Source organism: Microbulbifer sp. YPW16, assembly GCF_021290385.1.
In the GTDB taxonomy this organism is placed as follows: domain Bacteria; phylum Pseudomonadota; class Gammaproteobacteria; order Pseudomonadales; family Cellvibrionaceae; genus Microbulbifer; species Microbulbifer zhoushanensis.
Genome location: NZ_CP089928.1, coordinates 2,916,472 through 2,935,839 on the forward strand (window position 1 = coordinate 2,916,472; position 19,368 = coordinate 2,935,839).

The 19,368-nt window shown below is 64.9% G+C and carries 17 protein-coding genes; 11 read left to right on the forward strand and 6 right to left on the reverse strand.

All coding sequences use genetic code 11. The features are described from left to right. Positions 1-22: 22 nt before the first annotated feature. The 8 genes from LVE68_RS12550 to LVE68_RS12585 all read left to right on the forward strand — a co-directional run bounded on the left by LVE68_RS12550 (position 23) and on the right by LVE68_RS12585 (position 9,711). Positions 23-1,084, forward strand: a complete 1,062-nt coding sequence (locus LVE68_RS12550) for a hypothetical protein (protein WP_232940747.1) — start codon at positions 23-25, stop codon at positions 1,082-1,084. Positions 1,085-1,216: 132 nt separating this feature from the next. Further along, complete coding sequence (locus LVE68_RS12555; protein ID WP_232940748.1) at positions 1,217-1,648, forward strand: MerR family transcriptional regulator; 432 nt, start codon at positions 1,217-1,219, stop codon at positions 1,646-1,648. Positions 1,649-1,673: 25 nt separating this feature from the next. Continuing rightward, on the forward strand, positions 1,674-2,843 hold the full coding sequence (locus tag LVE68_RS12560; RefSeq protein WP_232940749.1) for an isovaleryl-CoA dehydrogenase: 1,170 nt from the start codon (positions 1,674-1,676) through the stop codon (positions 2,841-2,843). 90 nt (positions 2,844-2,933) lie between these two features. After that, positions 2,934-4,541 carry a carboxyl transferase domain-containing protein gene (locus tag LVE68_RS12565; protein ID WP_232940750.1) on the forward strand — a complete coding sequence of 536 codons (1,608 nt, stop codon included), beginning with the start codon at positions 2,934-2,936 and terminating at the stop codon, positions 4,539-4,541. Positions 4,542-4,604: 63 nt separating this feature from the next. Further along, positions 4,605-5,399, forward strand: a complete 795-nt coding sequence (locus LVE68_RS12570) for an enoyl-CoA hydratase/isomerase family protein (protein ID WP_232940751.1) — start codon at positions 4,605-4,607, stop codon at positions 5,397-5,399. A 68-nt stretch (positions 5,400-5,467) separates the two neighbouring features. Then, positions 5,468-7,465, forward strand: coding sequence for an acetyl/propionyl/methylcrotonyl-CoA carboxylase subunit alpha (locus LVE68_RS12575; protein WP_232940752.1), 1,998 nt, complete (start codon positions 5,468-5,470; stop codon positions 7,463-7,465). 2 nt (positions 7,466-7,467) lie between these two features. Beyond that, complete coding sequence (locus tag LVE68_RS12580) at positions 7,468-8,364, forward strand: hydroxymethylglutaryl-CoA lyase (RefSeq protein ID WP_232940753.1); 897 nt, start codon at positions 7,468-7,470, stop codon at positions 8,362-8,364. Positions 8,365-8,454: 90 nt separating this feature from the next. After that, positions 8,455-9,711: a DUF945 family protein gene (locus LVE68_RS12585; RefSeq protein ID WP_232940754.1), complete on the forward strand. Its 1,257-nt coding sequence runs from the start codon at positions 8,455-8,457 to the stop codon at positions 9,709-9,711. Positions 9,712-9,791: 80 nt separating this feature from the next. Here the strand turns inward: LVE68_RS12585 and LVE68_RS12590 are convergent, their stop codons facing one another. From LVE68_RS12590 to LVE68_RS12615, 6 genes are all read right to left on the reverse strand, one after another. Next, positions 9,792-10,157, reverse strand: coding sequence for a DUF4870 family protein (locus LVE68_RS12590; RefSeq protein WP_232940755.1), 366 nt, complete (start codon positions 10,155-10,157; stop codon positions 9,792-9,794). 79 nt (positions 10,158-10,236) lie between these two features. After that, positions 10,237-11,589, reverse strand: coding sequence for a response regulator (locus LVE68_RS12595; RefSeq protein WP_232940756.1), 1,353 nt, complete (start codon positions 11,587-11,589; stop codon positions 10,237-10,239). Between the two features lie 180 nt (positions 11,590-11,769). After that, positions 11,770-12,474: an aspartate/glutamate racemase family protein gene (locus tag LVE68_RS12600; protein WP_232940757.1), complete on the reverse strand. Its 705-nt coding sequence runs from the start codon at positions 12,472-12,474 to the stop codon at positions 11,770-11,772. Then, the gene (gene alaE, locus LVE68_RS12605) at positions 12,471-12,989 is read right to left on the reverse strand and encodes an L-alanine exporter AlaE (protein WP_232940758.1); all 519 of its coding nucleotides are present in this window, start codon (positions 12,987-12,989) and stop codon (positions 12,471-12,473) included. Before alaE ends, LVE68_RS12600 begins: the two co-directional genes overlap by 4 nt. A 364-nt stretch (positions 12,990-13,353) precedes the next feature. Next, a complete protein-coding gene (locus tag LVE68_RS12610; protein ID WP_232940759.1) occupies positions 13,354-14,499 on the reverse strand; it encodes a beta-ketoacyl-ACP synthase III in 1,146 nt (381 codons plus the stop codon). A gap of 162 nt (positions 14,500-14,661) precedes the next feature. After that, a complete protein-coding gene (locus LVE68_RS12615; protein WP_232940760.1) occupies positions 14,662-15,324 on the reverse strand; it encodes a ComF family protein in 663 nt (220 codons plus the stop codon). Between the two features lie 150 nt (positions 15,325-15,474). On the opposite strand from LVE68_RS12615, the gene bioB reads away from it, so the two are divergent. From bioB to bioC, 3 genes are read left to right on the forward strand one after another with little or no spacing between them, the layout of a single operon-like run. Then, positions 15,475-16,539, forward strand: a complete 1,065-nt coding sequence (bioB, locus tag LVE68_RS12620) for a biotin synthase BioB (protein ID WP_233006714.1) — start codon at positions 15,475-15,477, stop codon at positions 16,537-16,539. Then, positions 16,536-17,759: an 8-amino-7-oxononanoate synthase gene (bioF, locus tag LVE68_RS12625; RefSeq protein ID WP_232940761.1), complete on the forward strand. Its 1,224-nt coding sequence runs from the start codon at positions 16,536-16,538 to the stop codon at positions 17,757-17,759. Before bioB ends, bioF begins: the two co-directional genes overlap by 4 nt. Further along, positions 17,756-19,363 carry a malonyl-ACP O-methyltransferase BioC gene (bioC, locus tag LVE68_RS12630; RefSeq protein ID WP_232940762.1) on the forward strand — a complete coding sequence of 536 codons (1,608 nt, stop codon included), beginning with the start codon at positions 17,756-17,758 and terminating at the stop codon, positions 19,361-19,363. Before bioF ends, bioC begins: the two co-directional genes overlap by 4 nt. The last annotated feature ends 5 nt before the right edge of the window (positions 19,364-19,368 follow it).

The window sequence follows — 19,368 nt, forward strand, 5'->3', positions numbered from 1 at the left end:
CCCAAGAATACGCGCCCTATCCATGAATGCCCTGAAAAAAGAAATCCAGCGAGTTTACGCCGGGATGCCGCGGCACCTCCGCCAGCAGCTGATTGCCGCCGGTATCTGGCTGGTGCTGGCCTGTTTCTGCGCGGTGGCGCTCAGCAACTACTATGCCGGCCAGCGCGACGCGGCGATCGCCCGCGACCGGGTCACCGCGGAGGTGGCCGCGGCCTTCGTGGCCAGCCAGAGCCTCGAGAGTATCGTCGCTGGTGATCGCATCAGCCTGCAGCTGCTGGCCAGGAATATGCTGGAAATGCCGGTGATCTCCGGGATCGCGATCCAGGACGTGGAGTCCAGCGCGCTGGCGCAGGGGGGCGACCTGGATAGTGGGGAGACCGTCAGCGCACCAGTGGTGTTGCACGACAGTATCGCCGGCAACGTGATTGTCCACCTGCAGCCGGGCGAGGGCGTGCGCTACCCCTGGGCAAGCCTGTTACTGAGCCTGGTGTTCGCGCTGCCGGTCAGTGCGGCGGCGGCCCTGGCGGTCGGCAGCCTGGCGGCCCGGCGCACGCCGGTGGTGGCGGCCCGCCCGGCGCCGCAACCGGAGCCGGAGGTCCTGGTGGGACTCTACCTGCGCCCGCTGAACTGGAGCCAGCTGGGTAACCAGTTGAGCCGCTCGGCGCTGGAGCGATTGCAGGATGAGCTGCGGGAACGCCTGGCCCTGCTGGGCAGGATCTACGATGCGCGGCCGCTGAAGCATGCCGGTCCCCAGCAGGGACTGGGCTTCTGCGGTGACGATGCCGCTTTCCGGGCCGTTTGCTGTGGCCTGTTGCTGCGCGAGTTACAGGCCGGCGGCCGCTCCAGTGGCCTGCAGCTGGCCACCGCTGTGGTGCCGGCAGCGCTGGAGCCGGCGGATTTCGGCGGTGAGCCGTTGCTGGGCCAGGCCCGCGACCTGGCCTTGCACGATGACCTGCTCGAGGCACCGTCCCTGAAAGGGCGCATCGCGGTGCACTCCGCCAGTTGGGGTGCCGCGGTTACCGGCCTGGATGACACCTACCAGAAGCTGCTGGACAGCCAACTGCGGCAACTGCAGGGCGCCTGATTCCTCTTTTCCTTACCGCCCGGCCCGCCAGTGTGACTGGCGGATCTGCCTGGGTCGGTTTTACCTCCTCCCTTTACGTTTACGTTAACGTAAACCTCTGCTAGGCTCCTGACACTCTTTCAGGAAGCCACTATGAAGTCCGAGCAGAGCAAACCCGAAACGGAATCCGTGGCGGGTGCCGAACCCAGCAGTTACAGCATTTCCGACCTGGCCCGCGAGTTCGGTATCACTACCCGCGCCATCCGCTTTTACGAGGACAAGGGCCTGATCAGCCCGGCCCGCCGCGGCCAGACCCGTGTCTACCGCCCCGAGGACCGGGTACGGCTGATGCTGATCCTGCGCGGCAAGCGACTGGGTTTCTCCCTGGATGAGAGCCGCGAAATCATCGACATGTACGACCCCGAACACGGCAATGTCGAACAGCTGCAGCGACTGCTGCAACACATCAAACAGAAACGCGCGCAGCTGCAGCAACAGCTGCGCGATATCCAGAGCCTGATGGGCGAACTGGACGAAGCGGAGGCCCGTACCCGGGCCTCGCTGGCAAAAACCAGAGAACACTGATGAGAGACAGATACACGGAGTCGCTATGAATACCGCCTACCGCACCCTCAACTTCGGCCTCGGCGAAGAGATCGATATGCTGCGCGATATGGTCTACAAGTTCTGCCAGGCAGAACTGGCGCCACGGGCGGCACAGATCGACGAGGACAACCTGTTCCCGGCCGACATGTGGAAAAAGTTTGGCGAGCTGGGCCTGCTGGGGATGACCGTCGAGGAGGAATTCGGTGGCTCCAACATGGGTTACCTGGCCCATGCGGTGGCGATGGAGGAGATCTCCCGCGCCTCGGCTTCCGTTGGCCTGTCCTACGGGGCCCACTCCAACCTCTGCGTCAACCAGATCCGCAAGAACGGTACCCGCGAGCAGAAGGCGAAATACCTGCCCAAGCTCTGTTCCGGCGAACATGTCGGCGCCCTGGCCATGAGCGAGCCCAACTCCGGTTCTGACGTGGTCAGCCTGCAGTTGCGCGCGGAGAAGAAAGGCGATCGCTTTATCCTCAATGGCAACAAGATGTGGATCACCAACGGTCCCGATGCCGATACCTACGTGATCTATGCGCGCACCGAACCGGGCATCAGTTCCGGTGGCATCACCGCTTTTATCGTCGAGCGCGGCTTCAAGGGATTCTCCCAGGCGCAGAAACTCGACAAGCTGGGCATGCGTGGCTCGAACACCTGTGAGCTGGTATTCGAGGACTGTGAAGTGCCGGAAGAAAATATCCTCGGCGAGCTGAACGGCGGCGTGCGGGTATTGATGAGCGGCCTCGACTACGAACGCACTATTCTCTCCGGCGGCCCGGTGGGCATCATGCAGGCCTGCCTGGATGTCGTGGTGCCCTATGTGCACGAACGCAAGCAGTTTGGCAAGGCGATCGGCGAGTTCCAGCTGATGCAGGGCAAGCTCGCCGACATGTACGCCGACCTCAACGCCAGCCGCTCCTACCTGTATGCGGTGGCGCAAGCCTGTGATCGCGGTGAAGACTCGCGCAAGGATGCTGCTGCGGTGATCCTGTTTACCGCCGAGCGCGCTACCCAGATGGCCCTGCAGGCAATCCAGACCCTGGGCGGCAATGGCTATATCAATGAGTACGCCACCGGACGCCTGCTGCGCGACGCCAAGCTGTACGAGATCGGCGCCGGCACCTCAGAGGTGCGCCGCATGCTGATCGGCCGCGAGCTGTTTAACGAGACCCGCTGACCGGTCACCACCGCAAAATTGTCGTAGGAGCGGCCCCGGGCCGCCCCTACAGCCCAGACAAGGTTTACCTGCAAAGGCGAATCAGAGTTTATGAACCAGCTACAGAGCAAAATTAACACCCGCGACGGGGCTTTCACGGCAAACCGCGAGCAGATGGAAAAACTGGTCGCGGACCTGCGCGACAAAGTGGAAACCATTGCCCGGGGCGGCGGTGAGCGCGCTCGGGAAAAACACCTGGCCCGCGGCAAGCTGTTGCCGCGGGATCGCATTGACGCGCTGCTGGACCCGGGCTGCCCTTTCCTGGAGTTTTCCCAGCTCGCCGCCCACGATGTTTACGGCGAGGAAGTGCCGGCGGCCGGTATCATCACCGGGATCGGCACAGTGTCCGGCCAGCCATGTGTGATTGTCGCCAACGACGCCACGGTAAAGGGGGGGACCTATTACCCCCTGACGGTGAAAAAACACCTGCGGGCCCAGGCCATCGCCGAACAGAATAACCTGCCGTGTATTTACCTGGTGGATTCCGGCGGTGCCAACCTGCCGCGCCAGGATGATGTCTTCCCGGACCGCGAGCACTTTGGCCGTATCTTCTTCAACCAGGCCAACCTGTCGGCGAAAAATATTCCGCAGATTGCCGTGGTGATGGGCAGCTGTACCGCTGGCGGCGCCTACGTGCCGGCGATGGCGGACGAGTCGATCATGGTAAAAGAGCAGGCCACCATTTTCCTGGCCGGCCCGCCGCTGGTGAAAGCCGCAACCGGGGAAGTGGTCTCGGCCGAGGAGCTGGGTGGGGCCGAGGTGCACTGCAGGACCTCCGGTGTGTCCGACCACTATGCCAACAATGACGTGCATGCGCTGGAGCTGGCACGCCGCTCGGTCAGCCGCCTCAACCGCATGAAGCAACCGGGCCTGGATGTGCAGCGCCCGGTGGAGCCAATTTACCCGCCGGAGGAAATCTACGGTGTGGTTCCCGCCGACTCGCGCCAGCCCTACGACGTGCGCGAAATTATCGCGCGCGTGGTGGATGGTTCCGAGTTCGATGAGTTCAAGGCCCTGTACGGTACCACCCTGGTGACCGGCTTTGCCCGTATACATGGCTACCCGGTGGGTATCGTCGCCAACAACGGCATCCTGTTCGCCGAAAGCGCCCAGAAAGGCGCGCACTTTATTGAGCTGTGCGCCCAGCGCAATATCCCGCTGGTATTCCTGCAGAACATCACCGGCTTTATGGTAGGCAAGCAGTACGAGGCTGGCGGCATCGCCAAGCACGGTGCCAAGATGGTGACCGCGGTTGCCACTGCCAGGGTGCCGAAGATCACCATCCTGATCGGCGGCTCTTTCGGTGCCGGCAATTACGGCATGTGCGGCCGCGCTTACGACCCCAATTTCCTGTTCATGTGGCCCAACGCCCGTATTTCGGTGATGGGCGGTGAGCAGGCGGCCGGGGTGCTGGCCCAGGTCAAGCGCGACCAGATGGAGGCCCGCGGCGAGCAATGGAGCGCCGATGAGGAGCAGGCATTCCGGCAGCCGATCGTCGATGACTACGAACACCAGGGGCATCCCTATTATGCATCCGCCCGGTTGTGGGACGATGGGGTGATCGACCCTGCGGATACCCGGCGTGTTCTCGGCCTGTGCCTGGCTGCCGCAACCCATCGCGAGCCGGAAGAGACCAAGTTCGGCGTATTCCGGATGTAAATGGGGCGGCCGGTGGCTGCTCCTGCAAGAAATTGAAACACGCCCGAAGACAAGGACCCGATTATGAGTGACAAGCTGCTGAGCGAAGTCGACAGCGAAGGTGTGGCTACGGTTACCCTCAACAGACCGGAAATTCACAACGCCTTCGACGATGACCTCATCCACCAGCTGGGCGAAACTTTCGACCGCCTGTCGCAGCAGCCCGGGGTACGCGCGCTGGTGCTGGCTTCGGAGGGCAAAAGCTTTTCCGCCGGTGCCGACCTCAACTGGATGAAGCGCATGGCGAACTATTCCGAGGAGGACAACCGCCGCGATGCCGCGGGCCTGGCGGCGATGCTGTACAGGCTGGATAACTTCCCCGCGCCCACCATCGCCCGCGTCCAGGGCGCAGCTTTCGGCGGTGCCGTGGGGCTGGTGAGCTGCTGCGATATCGCTGTGGCGAGCGAGCGTGCCAGCTTCTCCCTGTCCGAGGTCAAGATCGGCCTGTTGCCGGCCACCATCAGCCCTTACGTGATCAACGCCATCGGTGCGCGCCAGGCGCGCCGCTACTTTGTCACCGCCGAACGTTTCTCCGCCGAACGTGCGCGGGAGATCGGCCTGGTATCCGAGGTCTGCCCCGAGGGCGAGCTGGACCTGACCGTGCAGAAGCTGGTCAACGCGATCACCGACAATGGCCCCCGCGCTGTGGCGATGGCCAAGCAGCTGGCGATGTCCATGTCCAACCGCGTGGTGAACGAGGAGTTGCAGGGTCAGACCAGTGCCCTGATCGCCGCGGTGCGCGTTTCCCCGGAGGGGCAGGAGGGCCTGCAGGCGTTCCTCGACAAGCGTGCCCCGGAGTGGATGAAAGGCAGCGACTGAGCGCCCTTTAACAGCAAGACAGGCTGCCGGGCCGATAGCCGGCGGCCACAGTGAATGAAGAGCAAAGCATGATTCGCAAACTGTTGATTGCCAATCGCGGCGAGATCGCCTGCCGCGTAATCCGCACTGCCCGTCGCCTGGGTGTGGCGACTGTGGCCGTGTATTCCGATGCCGACGCCAACGCATTGCATGTGCAGTTGGCCGACGAGGCGGTGCGCCTGGGGCCGGCCCCGGCACGGGAATCCTACCTGGATATCGACAAGGTAATCGGGGCCGCCCGGCAGACTGGCGCCGATGCCATTCACCCGGGTTACGGTTTCCTGTCCGAGAATGCCGTGTTCTGCCGTGCCTGCGCCGAGGCGGACATTATTTTTGTCGGGCCGCCGGCTTCTGCCATCGAAGCGATGGGCTCCAAGTCCGCGGCCAAGCGGATTATGGAGGAAGCCAATGTCCCGCTGGTGCCCGGCTACCACGGCAACGACCAGGATGCCGGGACCCTGGCCGAACACGCCGAGCGTATCGGTTACCCGGTGCTGCTGAAAGCGGCGGCCGGCGGCGGCGGCAAGGGCATGCGCCGGGTGGACAGTGCGAAGGACTTCCATGACGCGCTGGAAGCGGCCAAGCGCGAGGCCCAGAACGCCTTCGGGGACGACCTGATGCTGGTGGAGCGCTATGTTCTGAGCCCGCGCCATGTGGAAATCCAGGTTTTCTGTGATGGGCAGGAAAATGGTGTCTACCTGTTCGAGCGCGACTGTTCCGTGCAGCGCCGCCACCAGAAGGTGGTGGAGGAAGCGCCGGCGCCGGGCCTGGACGAGGACCTGCGTCGTGAAATGGGTGAGGCGGCCCTGCGCGCGGCCCATGCCATCGGGTATGTGGGTGCCGGCACGGTGGAATTCCTGCTCGATGCCAGCGGCGACTTCTATTTCATGGAAATGAATACCCGCCTGCAGGTTGAGCACCCGGTGACCGAGATGATCAGCGGCCAGGACCTGGTGGCCTGGCAGCTGGCAGTGGCCGCGGGCGAGCCACTGCCCCTGGAGCAGGACGACCTGCAGATCGATGGCCACGCCATGGAAGTGCGGATTTATGCCGAGGATCCGGACAGCGATTTCCTGCCGGCTACCGGCACGCTGCTGCGTCATCGCCCGCCGAGCGAGACCGATTCCGTGCGCGTGGATACCGGTGTGCGTGACGGCGATGAAATCAGCGTGCATTACGACCCGATGATCGCCAAGCTGATCTGCCATGGCCGCAATCGCCGCGAAGCCCTGGCGAAGCTGGACCGCGCGCTGGGGGAATACCAGATCGCCGGGGTGCGCCACAACATTGAATTCCTGCGCCGGGTGATCAACCAGCCGGACTTTGCCGAAGGTCGTGTCACCACCCACTTTATCGACGACCATGCCGATGAGGTATTGCAGCCGCAGCGGAGCCTCACGCCGCTCAAGTGCGCAGCTATGGCGGTGGCGATCCATCGCCGCGAAGTGCGCGAGATGCGTGGGCGGGCACCGGCCGGGGACCAGTATTCGCCATGGCATGCCGGGGATAACTGGCGCAGCAACCTGACCAGCCAGCGCAACCATGTGGTCGACTACCACGGCCTGCACGCACAGCTCAGTTTCTCGGTGGTGGGTGACCGGTTGCAATGGCAATGCTCCGCCGACGATGCGGAAGACCTGGACGGCGAACTGCGCCTGTTACCCGGCGAAGATATTTCATTGCCGGACGGCCGCCGCGTGACACTGACCAGTGTGGATACCGTGGAGGGCGGCTCGGTCTTCTTCGATGGCGGGCAGGTAGAGTACCGCCTGCTGCCGCCGGATATCGGTGAGGGCGGCGAACATGCGCTGGGACTGGAAGCGCCCATGAACGGCACCATTGTCTCCCTGCTGGTGGAACCCGGTAGTGCGGTGGAAAAGGATCAACCGCTGCTGGTGATGGAGGCAATGAAAATGGAGCACACCCTGCGCGCGCCGGCTGCCGGTACCCTGCAGCAGTATTTCTGTGCCGCCGGGGAACTGGTGGACGGCGGCAGCCTGTTGATTGATTTTGTCGCGGAGGAATAAGCGTGTCGCTGCCAGCAAAAGTAAAAATGGTTGAGGTGGGCCCGCGCGATGGCCTGCAGAATGAAAAACAGGAAATTTCCGTGGCCACGCGGGTGGCGCTGGTGGACCGTCTCAGCGCCGCCGGCCTGCCGGTGATTGAGGCGGGCAGTTTTGTCAGCCCGAAATGGGTGCCGCAGATGGCCGCCAGTGAGGAAGTTCTGGCTGCGATCGAGCGCCGCCCCGGAATTACTTACAGCGCGCTGACCCCAAACATGAAGGGCTACGAGCGGGCCCTGCAGGCCCGCGCCGACGAGGTGGCGGTGTTCGGTGCCGCGTCCGAGTCGTTTACGCAGAAGAATATCAATTGCTCCATCGCCGAGAGCCTGGAGCGCTTTCGCCCGCTGCTGGAGCAGGCGCGCGCTGACGGTATCCGGGTGCGCGGCTACGTGTCCTGTGTGCTGGGCTGCCCCTACGAGGGCGATATCGCTCCGGAAAAGGTAGCCGAGGTGAGCGCCGCGCTGCTGCAGATGGGCTGTTACGAGATTTCACTGGGTGACACCATCGGCGTCGGCACCCCGGAGGCCGCACGCAAAATGGTCGAGACGGTGGCCGCGTGCGTGCCCATGGAAAAACTGGCGGTGCACTTCCACGATACCTACGGCCAGGCGCTGGCAAACATCTATGCGGCGTTGCAGGCCGGGGTGACGGTGGTGGATTCGGCCGTGGCCGGGCTGGGAGGCTGTCCCTATGCCCGCGGTGCCTCTGGCAATGTGGCCAGCGAGGATGTGCTCTATATGCTCAATGGCCTGGATATCGACACCGGGGTCGACCTGCACAAGCTGGTTGCGGCCGGAAACTTCATCTCCGCCGAGCTGGGCCGCGAGAGTAACTCCCGTGTTGCCCGGGCCATCACTGGCTGATCCCCACCGCCCGGGGGCTGCCTGAGCCCCTTCGGGCGGCCCCTGCCATACAGAATCTGCTAACATCGGCGCAAAGTCACCGAAACTGCAATGCCGATGAAACTGCTGAAGATTTCCCTCCTCGCCCTCACGTTCCTGCTGGTTGTTGTTGCCCTCGCCGCCCCCGGATTTATCGGTCCTCAGGTGGAGCAGCAGTGGCAGCAGCAGTTCGCGCGCCTGCAGGGGGCCGATAACACCGGCTACCAGCGGGGCTGGTTCGGAGCCGAGGCGGGCACACGGGTCAGTGGTCGTGACGGTGACACCCGACTGCGCAGCGAGATCCAGCACGGCCCGGTGGTGTTTACGGCTGCAGGCCCGCGGGTGGGCCTGCTCTACAGCGAGACCCGCCTGTCGGTGGAACAACTGGCACCGGCGCTGCGGACCCAGCTGGAAAAAATTTACGGGCGCCTCGACCATAGCCCGGCGGTGCTGGAATCACTGGTGGGTGCCGACAACAGGGTCCGCAATGTGCTCAGGCTGGAGCCCTTCACCCGCAGCGACAGCGGCGGTGAGCTGAGTTTCGGCGGGGCCGAAATCGTGGTCGAGAGCGATTATGCCGGCACTGCGGTCGCCGGTACGCTGGAGATCGGCGCTGTGCAGCGTCGCCAGTTCGCGCTGGACAAGTTTTCGTCCGCTGCAGTGACTGGTCGCTTCAGCTTTATCCCGGGCGAATCCGGGGAATTGTCCCTGTCGCTGCCGGAACTGAAGGCCGACTCCGATGCCGGCCCGGTGGAAATCCGTGAGGCTACGCTGGCGCTGCGGGCCCGGCGGCTCGATACCGGGAACCTCGAAGTCCACTCCGATCTACAGGTGCCACAGGTCCAGTCTGCCACCCCGGTCTCATCCTTGCAGCAGCAGGTAACCCTGCCGGATATTGCGCTGGCGGACCTGGGGCATTTCCTCCATGCCCTGTTGCTGGTGCCCGCGGCAGAGCGCGACTGGCCCGAGATCATGCGCAGGCCATTGCAGCTCCAGCAACAGGCGGCAATCCAGTCGGCCAATGGTCCCATGCTGATGGACCTGGATATGGACTGGCGTGGCATGCCGGCGGGGATGCGGCCGGCAAAGCAGGCCCCCGGCCAGTGGCTGCAGCCGCTGGTGGGGACCATGACGTTCACTTCCGCCGAGCAGGCATTGATGCAGTCGCCGCTGGTGGGGCAGGCCATCGCGTTGCGGGAATACGGCCTGTTGCTGCAGGAGGGTGATGAGCTGCAGATGCTCCTGGAGGTCAATCGCGGTGACCTGCGGGTAAACGGCCAGCAACTGCCACCGGACCTCTTTATGCTGGCCCTGGGCGGCGGTTTCTAGGCGGTGCAATTGGCGCTGGAGGGGATAATGTCGCCCGCCGCCAGCAAGGCAGCGGGCTGGTATGCGAGGTCGGTTACCGGTCAGTAAGCGGGCCGGTTGTCTGCCAGTGTCAGCCAGCCACGTACCACGCGGTAGACCACCCACACCCAGCTGATGCCCAGGATCAGGAAGCCGAGGCCCATGATCCACCAGGTCAGGGAGCCGATCACAAACCACAGCAGGCTGAACCAGAAAGTACGGATCTGCCAGCGGAAATGCGACTCGGCCATGGTGCCGCGCACGTCGCCGCGCTTGACGTAGTTGATCAGCACCCCGACAAAGAAGGGCACCGCGGTAAACAGGCTGATGGCCTGGATCAGGTAAACGAGGGTGGCAAGGTCACGCCCGGACTGCTCGCGTGCTTCCTGGTTCTGGATCGGGTATTGCTCGGTCATCGCTTCTCTCACAAGGGGTTCCGGCCATTATAGTGCGGCCCCGATACCGCTTTTCAAGCCGGACCCCATTTCGCACCGCCGCGTGCGCGGCTCACTTTAACGCCCAGGCGGTGTGCACGTTGCGGTCCCGCCAGGCCTTCAGCTGCTGGATGGAAGAGCGCATCATATTCAGTACTTCCGTGCGTTGGTGGCGACAGTACTCGCGCTCACTGTCGGTGCCCAGAGAGTCGGCCAGCGTGCGCAGGCGAGAGGCGATGGCCTCGAGGCCGACTTCCTCGGAGCTGGCGGCCGCGGAGCGCGCCTGCTGTTCCGCATCCAGCCAATGGCGGCCAGTCAGGGCGCTGGTAAGGGAGGTGATGCGCTTGGGCAGGGCAGCAATGCGGCTGCTGAGCAACTCGGCAAAGGCCAGGTGGCCCAGCGTGTCCCGCTGGCGCTCCAGCGTGGCGGGGTTCAGCAGGCGGGAGGTGTCCGCCTTGGCCGGGCGGCGCGGCTGTTGCCGGGCGCGGCGGGAGACCCAGTTGAGCAGCTGCTGCAGCTGTGTATCCATCACCGGCCGGGCGAGCACCCCGGTCAGCCCCTCGGCCTGGTAGCGCTCCTTCTCGCCGCCCAGCAGGGCATTGACCAGCGCAAAAATCGGCAGGTCGCGGCCGGAATGCCGCCGGATCTTGCGGGTCACCTCGACACAATCCAGCTGGCCCAGGTCGCAGTCGAGTAGCACCAGGTCGAATTTGTCCCGGCCCGCGGCCTCGGCGCCGTCGAGGCCATTGGTCATACGCACGACCCGGTGTCCCCGTTGCTCCAGCGCCCCCAGCAGGGTGTCCTGCTCTTCGTTCTCCACCAGTAATACCGACAGGCTGCCCGACGAGCGGGCGGGCTGGGTGCCGGGCTCTGCGACCGGGATATCTGCACCGCCGCGTCGCCGCAGTTGGGACAGGGCCTGCAGGGCGGCTTCCAGTTGCCGCTGTGCCATTTCCGCCAGCCCGGCCGACTCGGGGTCGCCACCCCGCAGGAGCAGGTTGAGGGTACCCTGCACAGCTTCCAGGGGGCGCTGGAGCCGGTGGTTGATGGTGGCGTGCACATCGTTGCGCTCCTGCCGGAGCAGCTCAACGGTGTCGCGGGTTTCACTCAGCTGTACGTCGCGCCGGGCGACCTCGTTGTTGGTGGCCTGCAGGCGCCGGTACAACTTGGTGTTGTCGGACTTGAGGCGCTCGATAGTGGCGCTCGATTGCATTGCGGCGTGCCCGGCGCGCTGCCGTATAAAAAGGGCGGCAACCGCTGTCGCCACCAGCGCTGTGGCCAGCAACACTGGCCATACGAGTGCCACCTGGGTATCGGTAAACAACTCCGGCAGGGGGGCAGCGGAGGCGGGGGCGGCACCGGCGAAGGCGAGCACCGCCAGGGCGGCGCGCACGGGAATGCCAGCGCGATCCATGGTATTTATCATCCTTGTAACCATTCGCTGTGGAGCGGACCAATTCCTGCGGTCCGGGGGTATTGGGGCGGTCGTAACCACCCTGCGGTTCAATCCTCAATACTAGATAATGCAAAAGTCTGCACTATACAAGCGAGATGGGGGGATAAACCGGACAGTTTGGGGTGCGTTGGTACTAACTGAGGCGCCCTGTCAGGCGGCGCAGGGCAGCCTCTGCCGCAACAACTGCAGCATGCGCTCAGAGGGCAGGAACAGGTGGATGCCCTCGCAGTGACGCAGCAGCTCCGGATAGAAATAATCGAAGTGAGTGCAACCGAGGATCAGGATCTGCACACCGCTCTTGACCAGGGCGGCGGCCAGGTCGTCGAGGGCATGCTGGCGCACGATCACCTCCGGCGGGATCTGGTCCTCGATGTCCTCGACGATCTGCAGGTTGCCAATACCGATGACCTTGGCGGTATTGTTGCGCGAAAGGATCTCGCGCTCGATATTGGCACAGCTCTGGCAGTTGGCCGCCAGCAGGCCGAAGTTGCGATAGCGCCCGGTCAGTTCGGCATAGACATCGAGTGGGGAAATCACCTCGATCGGGGCCGAGGCGCGCACCTTTTCCAGGTCCACGGCACCGGAAAGGGAGTTGCAGTAGATCATGGCCGCATCGGCGCCGGCCCGGTGCAGCTCGACAATTGCATCCACCAGCTGGCTGGTCAGGGCGTTGCGATCCAGGGCCTGCAGGTTGGTCTGGGCCTGGGGAGATGCGGACAGGGACAGGCCGATACCCCGGACCTGGCGCTCGGCAAGGAAAGTGAGCCCGAACTGGGTGTCTGTGGCGGTGCCGGCGACGATGCCGATGGTCAGGTCACTGTTCTTTATCTCGTTTTCCAGCACTACTGACCTCATTGCGGATCCAGCGTCATGGTGGCGTCGATGCCGCGGGACCGCCTATTTATCCACATCCGGCGCAGCCAGTCGAGATAAATTCCGTAGGGCCGGCCCAGGGCGCCGGCAATGACCAGGAAGGTGGCGCTGGCCGTGGCGATCTCGGCCCAGCTGGCGCCACCCAGCAACATATTGCCCACGTAGAGCGGGAACTGGAAGCTGAGGAAAACAAAGGTGTCCAGCAGGTAGGCATTGACTGGCCCACGCCCGCCAAAGCGGTCCGCCACCCAGTGGCGATAGACCCCGAACGGGCGCGCGATCAGGGTATTGAACACCACCGCCATCAGGCGTACCTGGATATGCTCCTGCAGGCTCATGCCGGCCAGCAGCAGCTCGATCGGGATGGCAACGGCCCAGGAGAAGCTGTTCATGGCAAAGATGTCCAGCACTAGCTCCCGTCGCCGGCACAGGGTGTGGCCGGGGGGCGCCTCAATGGCGGGCATCTCCGGTGGAGTAATGGTGGTGGCAGTTGACATGGTACTTCTGGATTTCAGGGGCCGCTAAGCGGGCCGTTGGGTTCAATCACTGGATGAGGCGGCGATTATATCTACAGTTCGGATAAAATCTAGTCTGCATATATTAAGAATATGTAAAAAATAAACTGTATATCTCGATCTATGCTTTTTATTGGGGCAAATATCACCCTCAAGCCGGTCTTCGGGTAAGGTTGGTCATCACTGATCGGGACAGCCGGGGTGGGCAGTGAAGAGGGTGCGGGCCCGCGGGTGCCGGGTGGGGGCAAAGGGGCAAAGGGGCAAAGGGGCGAAAGGTGGGGTTGAGCGGCGATTGAGGGGGCAGGGTGGTCGCCGGACCACCCGTTTCCAGCGGCAGGAGCCGCAATCAGCGGCGGGCCTTTTCCACTACCAGGCTGCCAATGGAATAGCCGGCACCGAAGGAGCAGATGACCCCGCGGTCGCCCGGTTGCAGGTCGTCGCGATAGAGGTGGAAGGCAATGACCGAGCCGGCGCAGCCGGTGTTGGCATAGCGGTCCAGTACCACCGGGGCGCGCTCTTCACTGGCGCCATCGCCCATCAGCTTTCGCGCGATCAGGTTGTTCATGTTGATATTGGCCTGGTGCAGCCAGTAGCGGGCCAGCTCTGCAGGGGCGCCCCCGGTTTCGCGGACATGTTTCTCAATGTGCGCGGCGGCCATGGGGCAGACTTCCTTGAACACCTTGCGGCCGTTCTGGCGGAACAGCTTGCCATCGCCGAACGGATCCACATCCGCGGCGCGGGAGGTGTAGCTGAAGTTGGAGCGGATGTTGTTGGAAAACACCGTCTTTGCGCGGGTACCGAGAATCTCCCAGGCATCGTCGGCGGTACAGGTCTCGGCGCTCTCGACCACACTCGCCACCGCCACATCGCCAAAAATGAAGTGGCTGTCACGGTCGGTGTAGTCGACCTGGGGCGAGGCCAGCTCCGGATTGATCACCAGCACGGTTTTCGCCGCACCGGAGCAGATGGTATCCACCGCGCGCTGCAGGGCGAAGGTGGCGGATGAGCAGGCGACTTCCATATCGAAGGCAAAGCCGTCGATGCCCAGTGCACCCTGGATCTCGATGGCGATCGCGGGATAGGCCCGCTGCAGGTAGGAGGCGCCCACGATCACCGCATCGATATCCCCCGGTTTCTTGCCGGCGGCGGCCAGCGCGTCCCTGGCGGCGGCCAGGCCCATCTCCGCCTGCAGGCAGAGCTCGTCGTCAGCGCGCTCAGGCAGGTAGGGGCGCATGCGTTCCGGGTCGAGGATACCTTCGCGGCTGACCACAAAACGGCTCTTGATACCCGACGCCTTCTCGATGAACTCCGCCGATGACAGCGGCCTGGCAGCTATCTCTCCGGCCTCGATGGCATCCGCATGTTCGGCGTTGAAGCGCTCGGCGAAGCGGTTGTAGGCGTCGACCAGCTCTTCGTTGCTGATCGAATGGGGCGGTGTCCAGAGGCCGGTGCCGCTGATCACCACACTGCGCGGCAGCTTGTTGTCACTCATCGCTGGGATTCCCGTCTGGCGCTCGACGGCGTGCGAGCGGCTGGTCACTAGGTATAACGTTAGCAGCGCTGCCCCCGGATTGAGACTCCGGTGCCAGGCTGGCGTGGGGCGCTATTCTGACGGGATGTCGTTTTCCGGTCTATTTCCGTTGAGGACGGAGTGTCAGGGGGTTCTGGCCAGTGCGAAGGCGCTTATAGACACGGCACCGGCGGAGTGCAGGGTGCGCGCCGCCGCCTCCAGGGTGGCGCCGGTGGTCATCACATCATCCACCAGCCCCACATGCAGGCCATCGAATCGCCCGCGGGCGACAAAGCAGCCCTCCAGGTTGCGCAGCCGCTGCCGCCGGTCGAGTCCCCGCTGGCTGGCGCCGGCCCTGGCCCGGCGCAGCTTGCCGGTATGGACCGGGAGCCCCCACGCATCCCCCAGCTTTGTCGCGATCACCTGGGCCTGGTTGAAGCCACGCTGCCAGTAGCGGCGCCAGTGCAGGGGAACAGGGACCAGGATATCGGGCGGTGGGGCCGGGGGGCCGAGCTGTGCAGCCGCCAGCATTGTGAGACTGTGCGCCGCCGCCATATCCCCCCGGTCCTTGAAGCGTCGCACCAGCTGCGCCACCGGGTAGGCGTAGTGCCAGGCACAGTGTGCCGCGTCGAAGACCGGAGGCCGGCGCAGGCACCGGGGGCAGGTGGCCGCCACCGGCAGGGGAAGGGCGCAGCGGGGGCAGGCGCATTGCAGTTGCGGCAGATCCGCGCTGCAGGCATGGCAGATGCCGGCGGCAGTGCCCGCAGGGCGGCTGCACAACAGGCACAGTGCCAGCCTGCGTGACAAAAAATGTGAAATCAGTCTGTAAACCATTCCCTGGCCATTTGGTTGACAGCGGTCCGGCCACCGCTAAACTGGCGACTTTACCGGTGCCATCCATAACAAGCCGCCGCCAATAATCGATGGGAGACTACCCCTGTGACCGCCGCCCAGCAAATGACCAACGCCTCCTCCCTGTACGCCGGGGAGCGCCACGACTGGACCCGCCAGCAGGTCCTGGACCTGTTCGCGCTGCCGTTCAATGACCTGTTGTTTACCGCCCAGCAGGTGCATCGCATGCACTTCGATCCCAACCGGGTACAGGTGAGCACCCTCTGTTCCATCAAGACCGGCGCCTGTCCCGAGGATTGCGCCTACTGCCCACAGAGCGCCCGCTACGATACCGGGCTGGAGCGGGAGCAACTGATGAAGGTGGAAAAGGTGGTCGAGGAGGCGCGTGCGGCCAGGGCCAGTGGCGCCACCCGTTTCTGCATGGGGGCCGCCTGGCGCTCACCGAAGAAAAAGGACATGCCGTATGTCACCCGCATGGTGCGGGAAGTGAAAGCGCTGGGGCTGGAGACCTGCATGACCCTGGGTATGCTGAAGGACGAACAGGCCCGCGAACTGGCCGAGGCGGGGCTCGACTACTACAACCACAACCTGGATACCTCGCCGGAGTACTACGGCGAGATCATCACCACCCGCACCTACCAGGACCGCCTGGAAACCCTCGACCGGGTTCGCGCCGCGGGCATGAAAGTCTGTGCGGGCGGTATCGTCGGCCTGGGCGAGGGCGAGAAGGACCGTGCCGGGCTGCTGATGCAGCTGGCCAACCTGCCGGAGCACCCGGAGTCGGTGCCGATCAATATGCTGGTGAAAGTGGCCGGCACCCCGCTGGAAGATGAGAAGGACCTGGACCCGTTCGAGTTTATCCGCTGCATCGCCGTGGCCCGCATCATGATGCCAAAGTCCCACGTGCGTCTGTCCGCCGGGCGCGAGGCGATGAGTGACGAGATGCAGTCGCTGGCCTTCCTGGCGGGTGCCAACTCGATTTTCTACGGTGAGAAGCTGCTCACTACCGGTAACCCCGAGGCCAACGAGGACATGCAGTTGTTCGCCCGCCTGGGCATCCAGCCGGAGGAGTACCAGCAGTACGCGGATGAATCCGAGGTGGAGGCAGACCTCGGTGCCCGCATCGCCGAACAGGAAAACGACCCCTACTTCTACGACGCCGCAAAATGACTGCCGCCAGTCCGCTGGCGGATATGCTCCGCCAGCGCCTCGATGAGCGCCGCGAGCGCAAGCTTTACCGCCAGCTGAAAACCCTGGCCGCCGCGCCGGGGCCGGAAGCGGAAGTGGACGGCGCTCCGCTGGTGGCTTTCAGCAGCAATGACTACCTGGGCCTGGCCACCCATCCGGCGGTCATTGCCGCGCAGCAGGCCGGGGCCGGGCTGGGCGCCGGTGCGACCGCTTCCCACCTGGTCAACGGGCACCTGCAGGTGCACGAGCAGCTACAGCAGAAAATCGCCGAACTTACCGGCCGCGAGGCGGCGCTGGTATTCTCCAGCGGCTATATGGCCAATGTCGGCACCATCTGTGCCCTGGTGGGGCGCGGCGACAACATCATCTCCGACAAGCTCAACCACGCCTCTCTGATCGACGGCGCGCGCCTGTGCCGCGCCGAGAGCCTGCGTTTTGCCCATAGCGACTTGCCTGCACTGGAGCGCCAGTTGCAGCGGGCGCAGCGCAACGGCGGCAATATCCTGGTGGCGGTGGACGGTGTCTACAGCATGGACGGCGACTGTGCCCCCCTGGCCGGGATTGCTGCGCTGTGCCGGCAGTACAACGCCTGGCTGATGGTGGACGAGGCCCACGGCTTCGGGGTCATGGGCAGCGATGAGCTGCCTGCCGCCGGCAGTGCGGCGGCTGCGGGCCTGGGACCGGAGCAGGTACCGGTGTTGATGGGTACCCTGGGTAAGGCGGCGGGCAACGCTGGTGCCTTTATTGCCGGTTCGCGGCAACTGGTGGATTTCCTGGTGCAGTTCGCCCGCCCGTATATCTATACCACCGGTATGCCGCCGGCGGTGGCCGCCGGCAGCATCGCCGCGCTGGAGCTGATGCAGGGCGAGCCCGCCCACCGCCGCCGTTTGCAGGCACGTATCGACCAGTTCCGCCAGCGGGCAGGCGAGCTCGGGCTGCCTCTCATGCCCTCCGCCAGCGCCATCCAGCCACTGCAGCTGGGGTGCGAGGAAACTGTGGTGCAGGTCGCCGCCCGGCTGCAGTCACAGGGCTACCTGGTAGGTGCCATCCGCCCACCGACGGTGCCCGCCGGTACCGCGCGGTTGCGAATTACCCTGTCCGCCGCCCACAGCGCAGCGCAGGTCGAGGGCCTGCTCGCCGCCCTGGCCGCGGCACTGCCCGGTGGCGTTACCCGCGATGTGACCACGGGAGAGCAATCGTGAATGAGTCCCTCTCGCTGGTATTCCTGCACGGCTGGGGCGGTGACAGCCGCATCTGGGAGCCACTGTGCACGCAGCTGGGGGAATCCTCCGGCCTGCCCACAGTCACCATCGACCTGCCGGGCTTCGGCAGTCGCGCCGGCGAACCCTGGCCCGATGACGAAACCCTGCTCGCCGATATCGCCGCCCGTTTACCCGGGCCCTGTGTGCTGGTGGGGCACTCCCTGGGGGGCATGCTGGCGTTGCGGCTGGCGGCGCACGAGGCCCGGGACGGCAACGGCAAAATCCGTGGCCTGTGCACCATCGGAGCCAACGCCAGTTTTGTCGGGCGCGAGCAGTGGCCGGGGATGGAGCCGCGGGTATTCGAACAGTTCTGCCGCGGCTTTGCCGCGGATCCGGCGGCGACGCAGGCGCAGTTCTGCGGCCTGCAGGCCCGGGGCGACCGGGCGATGCGGCCAGTCATGAAACAACTGAAACAGTGGATACAGCCCGTGACCGGGCCCGCCTGGGGGCGGGCCCTGGAGGTTCTGGGGCGCTGGGATAATCGCGCCCTGATAGCCGGCTGGCAGGATTCGCGCGTGCCCGCCCTGCACCTGCTCGGTGAGGGTGACGCGCTTGTGCCCGTGGCAGCAGCGGCCGAGCTGCGGGCGCTGGGCGCCGATGCGCGGGTGCTGGAGGGGGCTGGCCATATGCCGCAGCTCTCCTGCCCCGGACTGGTGGCGAAGCAACTCTGTGTTTTTCTCCAGGGAATCCACGAAACCGAAAGCGACGGGGCGCCCTTCGACAAGCGCGCGGTGGCGCGCTCCTTCGGGCGCGCCGCCAGCAGTTACGACCGGGCAGCCCACCTGCAGCGGGCCGTGTGCCGGCAGCTGCTGGGCCGCCTGGAAACCAGCCGGCCACCGCAGCGGATTCTCGACCTGGGAAGCGGCACCGGTTACGGCTGTGAGCTGCTGCGCCGGCGATATCCCGACGCCGAGATCATCGCGCTGGACCTGGCCGAGGGCATGCTGGACTACGCGCGTCGCGAACGCCCGGTGGCAGACCACTATATTGCCGCCGACGCGGAATTCCTGCCGCTGGCGGACGCCAGTGTCGACCTGGTGTTCTCCAGCATGGCGCTGCAGTGGTGTTACCGGTTGCCGGGGCTGTTTGCCGAGCTGCGCCGGGTGCTGGCGGACAATGGCAGCTGCCAGGTGGCAACACTCGGCCCGGGGACCCTGGATGAACTGCGGCGCAGCTGGGCCGCCGTGGATGGCGGTGTGCACGTCAATCGTTTTCTCCCCGCCGGTGACTGGCTGGCGGCTGCGAGGGGGGCCGGGTTGTCCGGTGCGCTGAAGTCCGAGGGCCGGGTGCTGCACTTCGATACCGTGATGGAATTGATGCGGGAGCTGAAAACCATCGGTGCCCATAACGTCAATCGCGATGCCGGGCGCGGATTGACCGGCCGCGCGCGCCTGCAGGCCCTGGCGGAAGCCTATGAGCAGTGGCGGACGCCCGCCGGCCTGCCGGCCAGTTACGAGCTGCTCTACCTGGATCTCGAGGCCGGGCAGGCGTCGAAAAACAAAACGGGCGCCGGCTGTACAGCGGGCGCCCGTCGGATGATCTAGCTGGT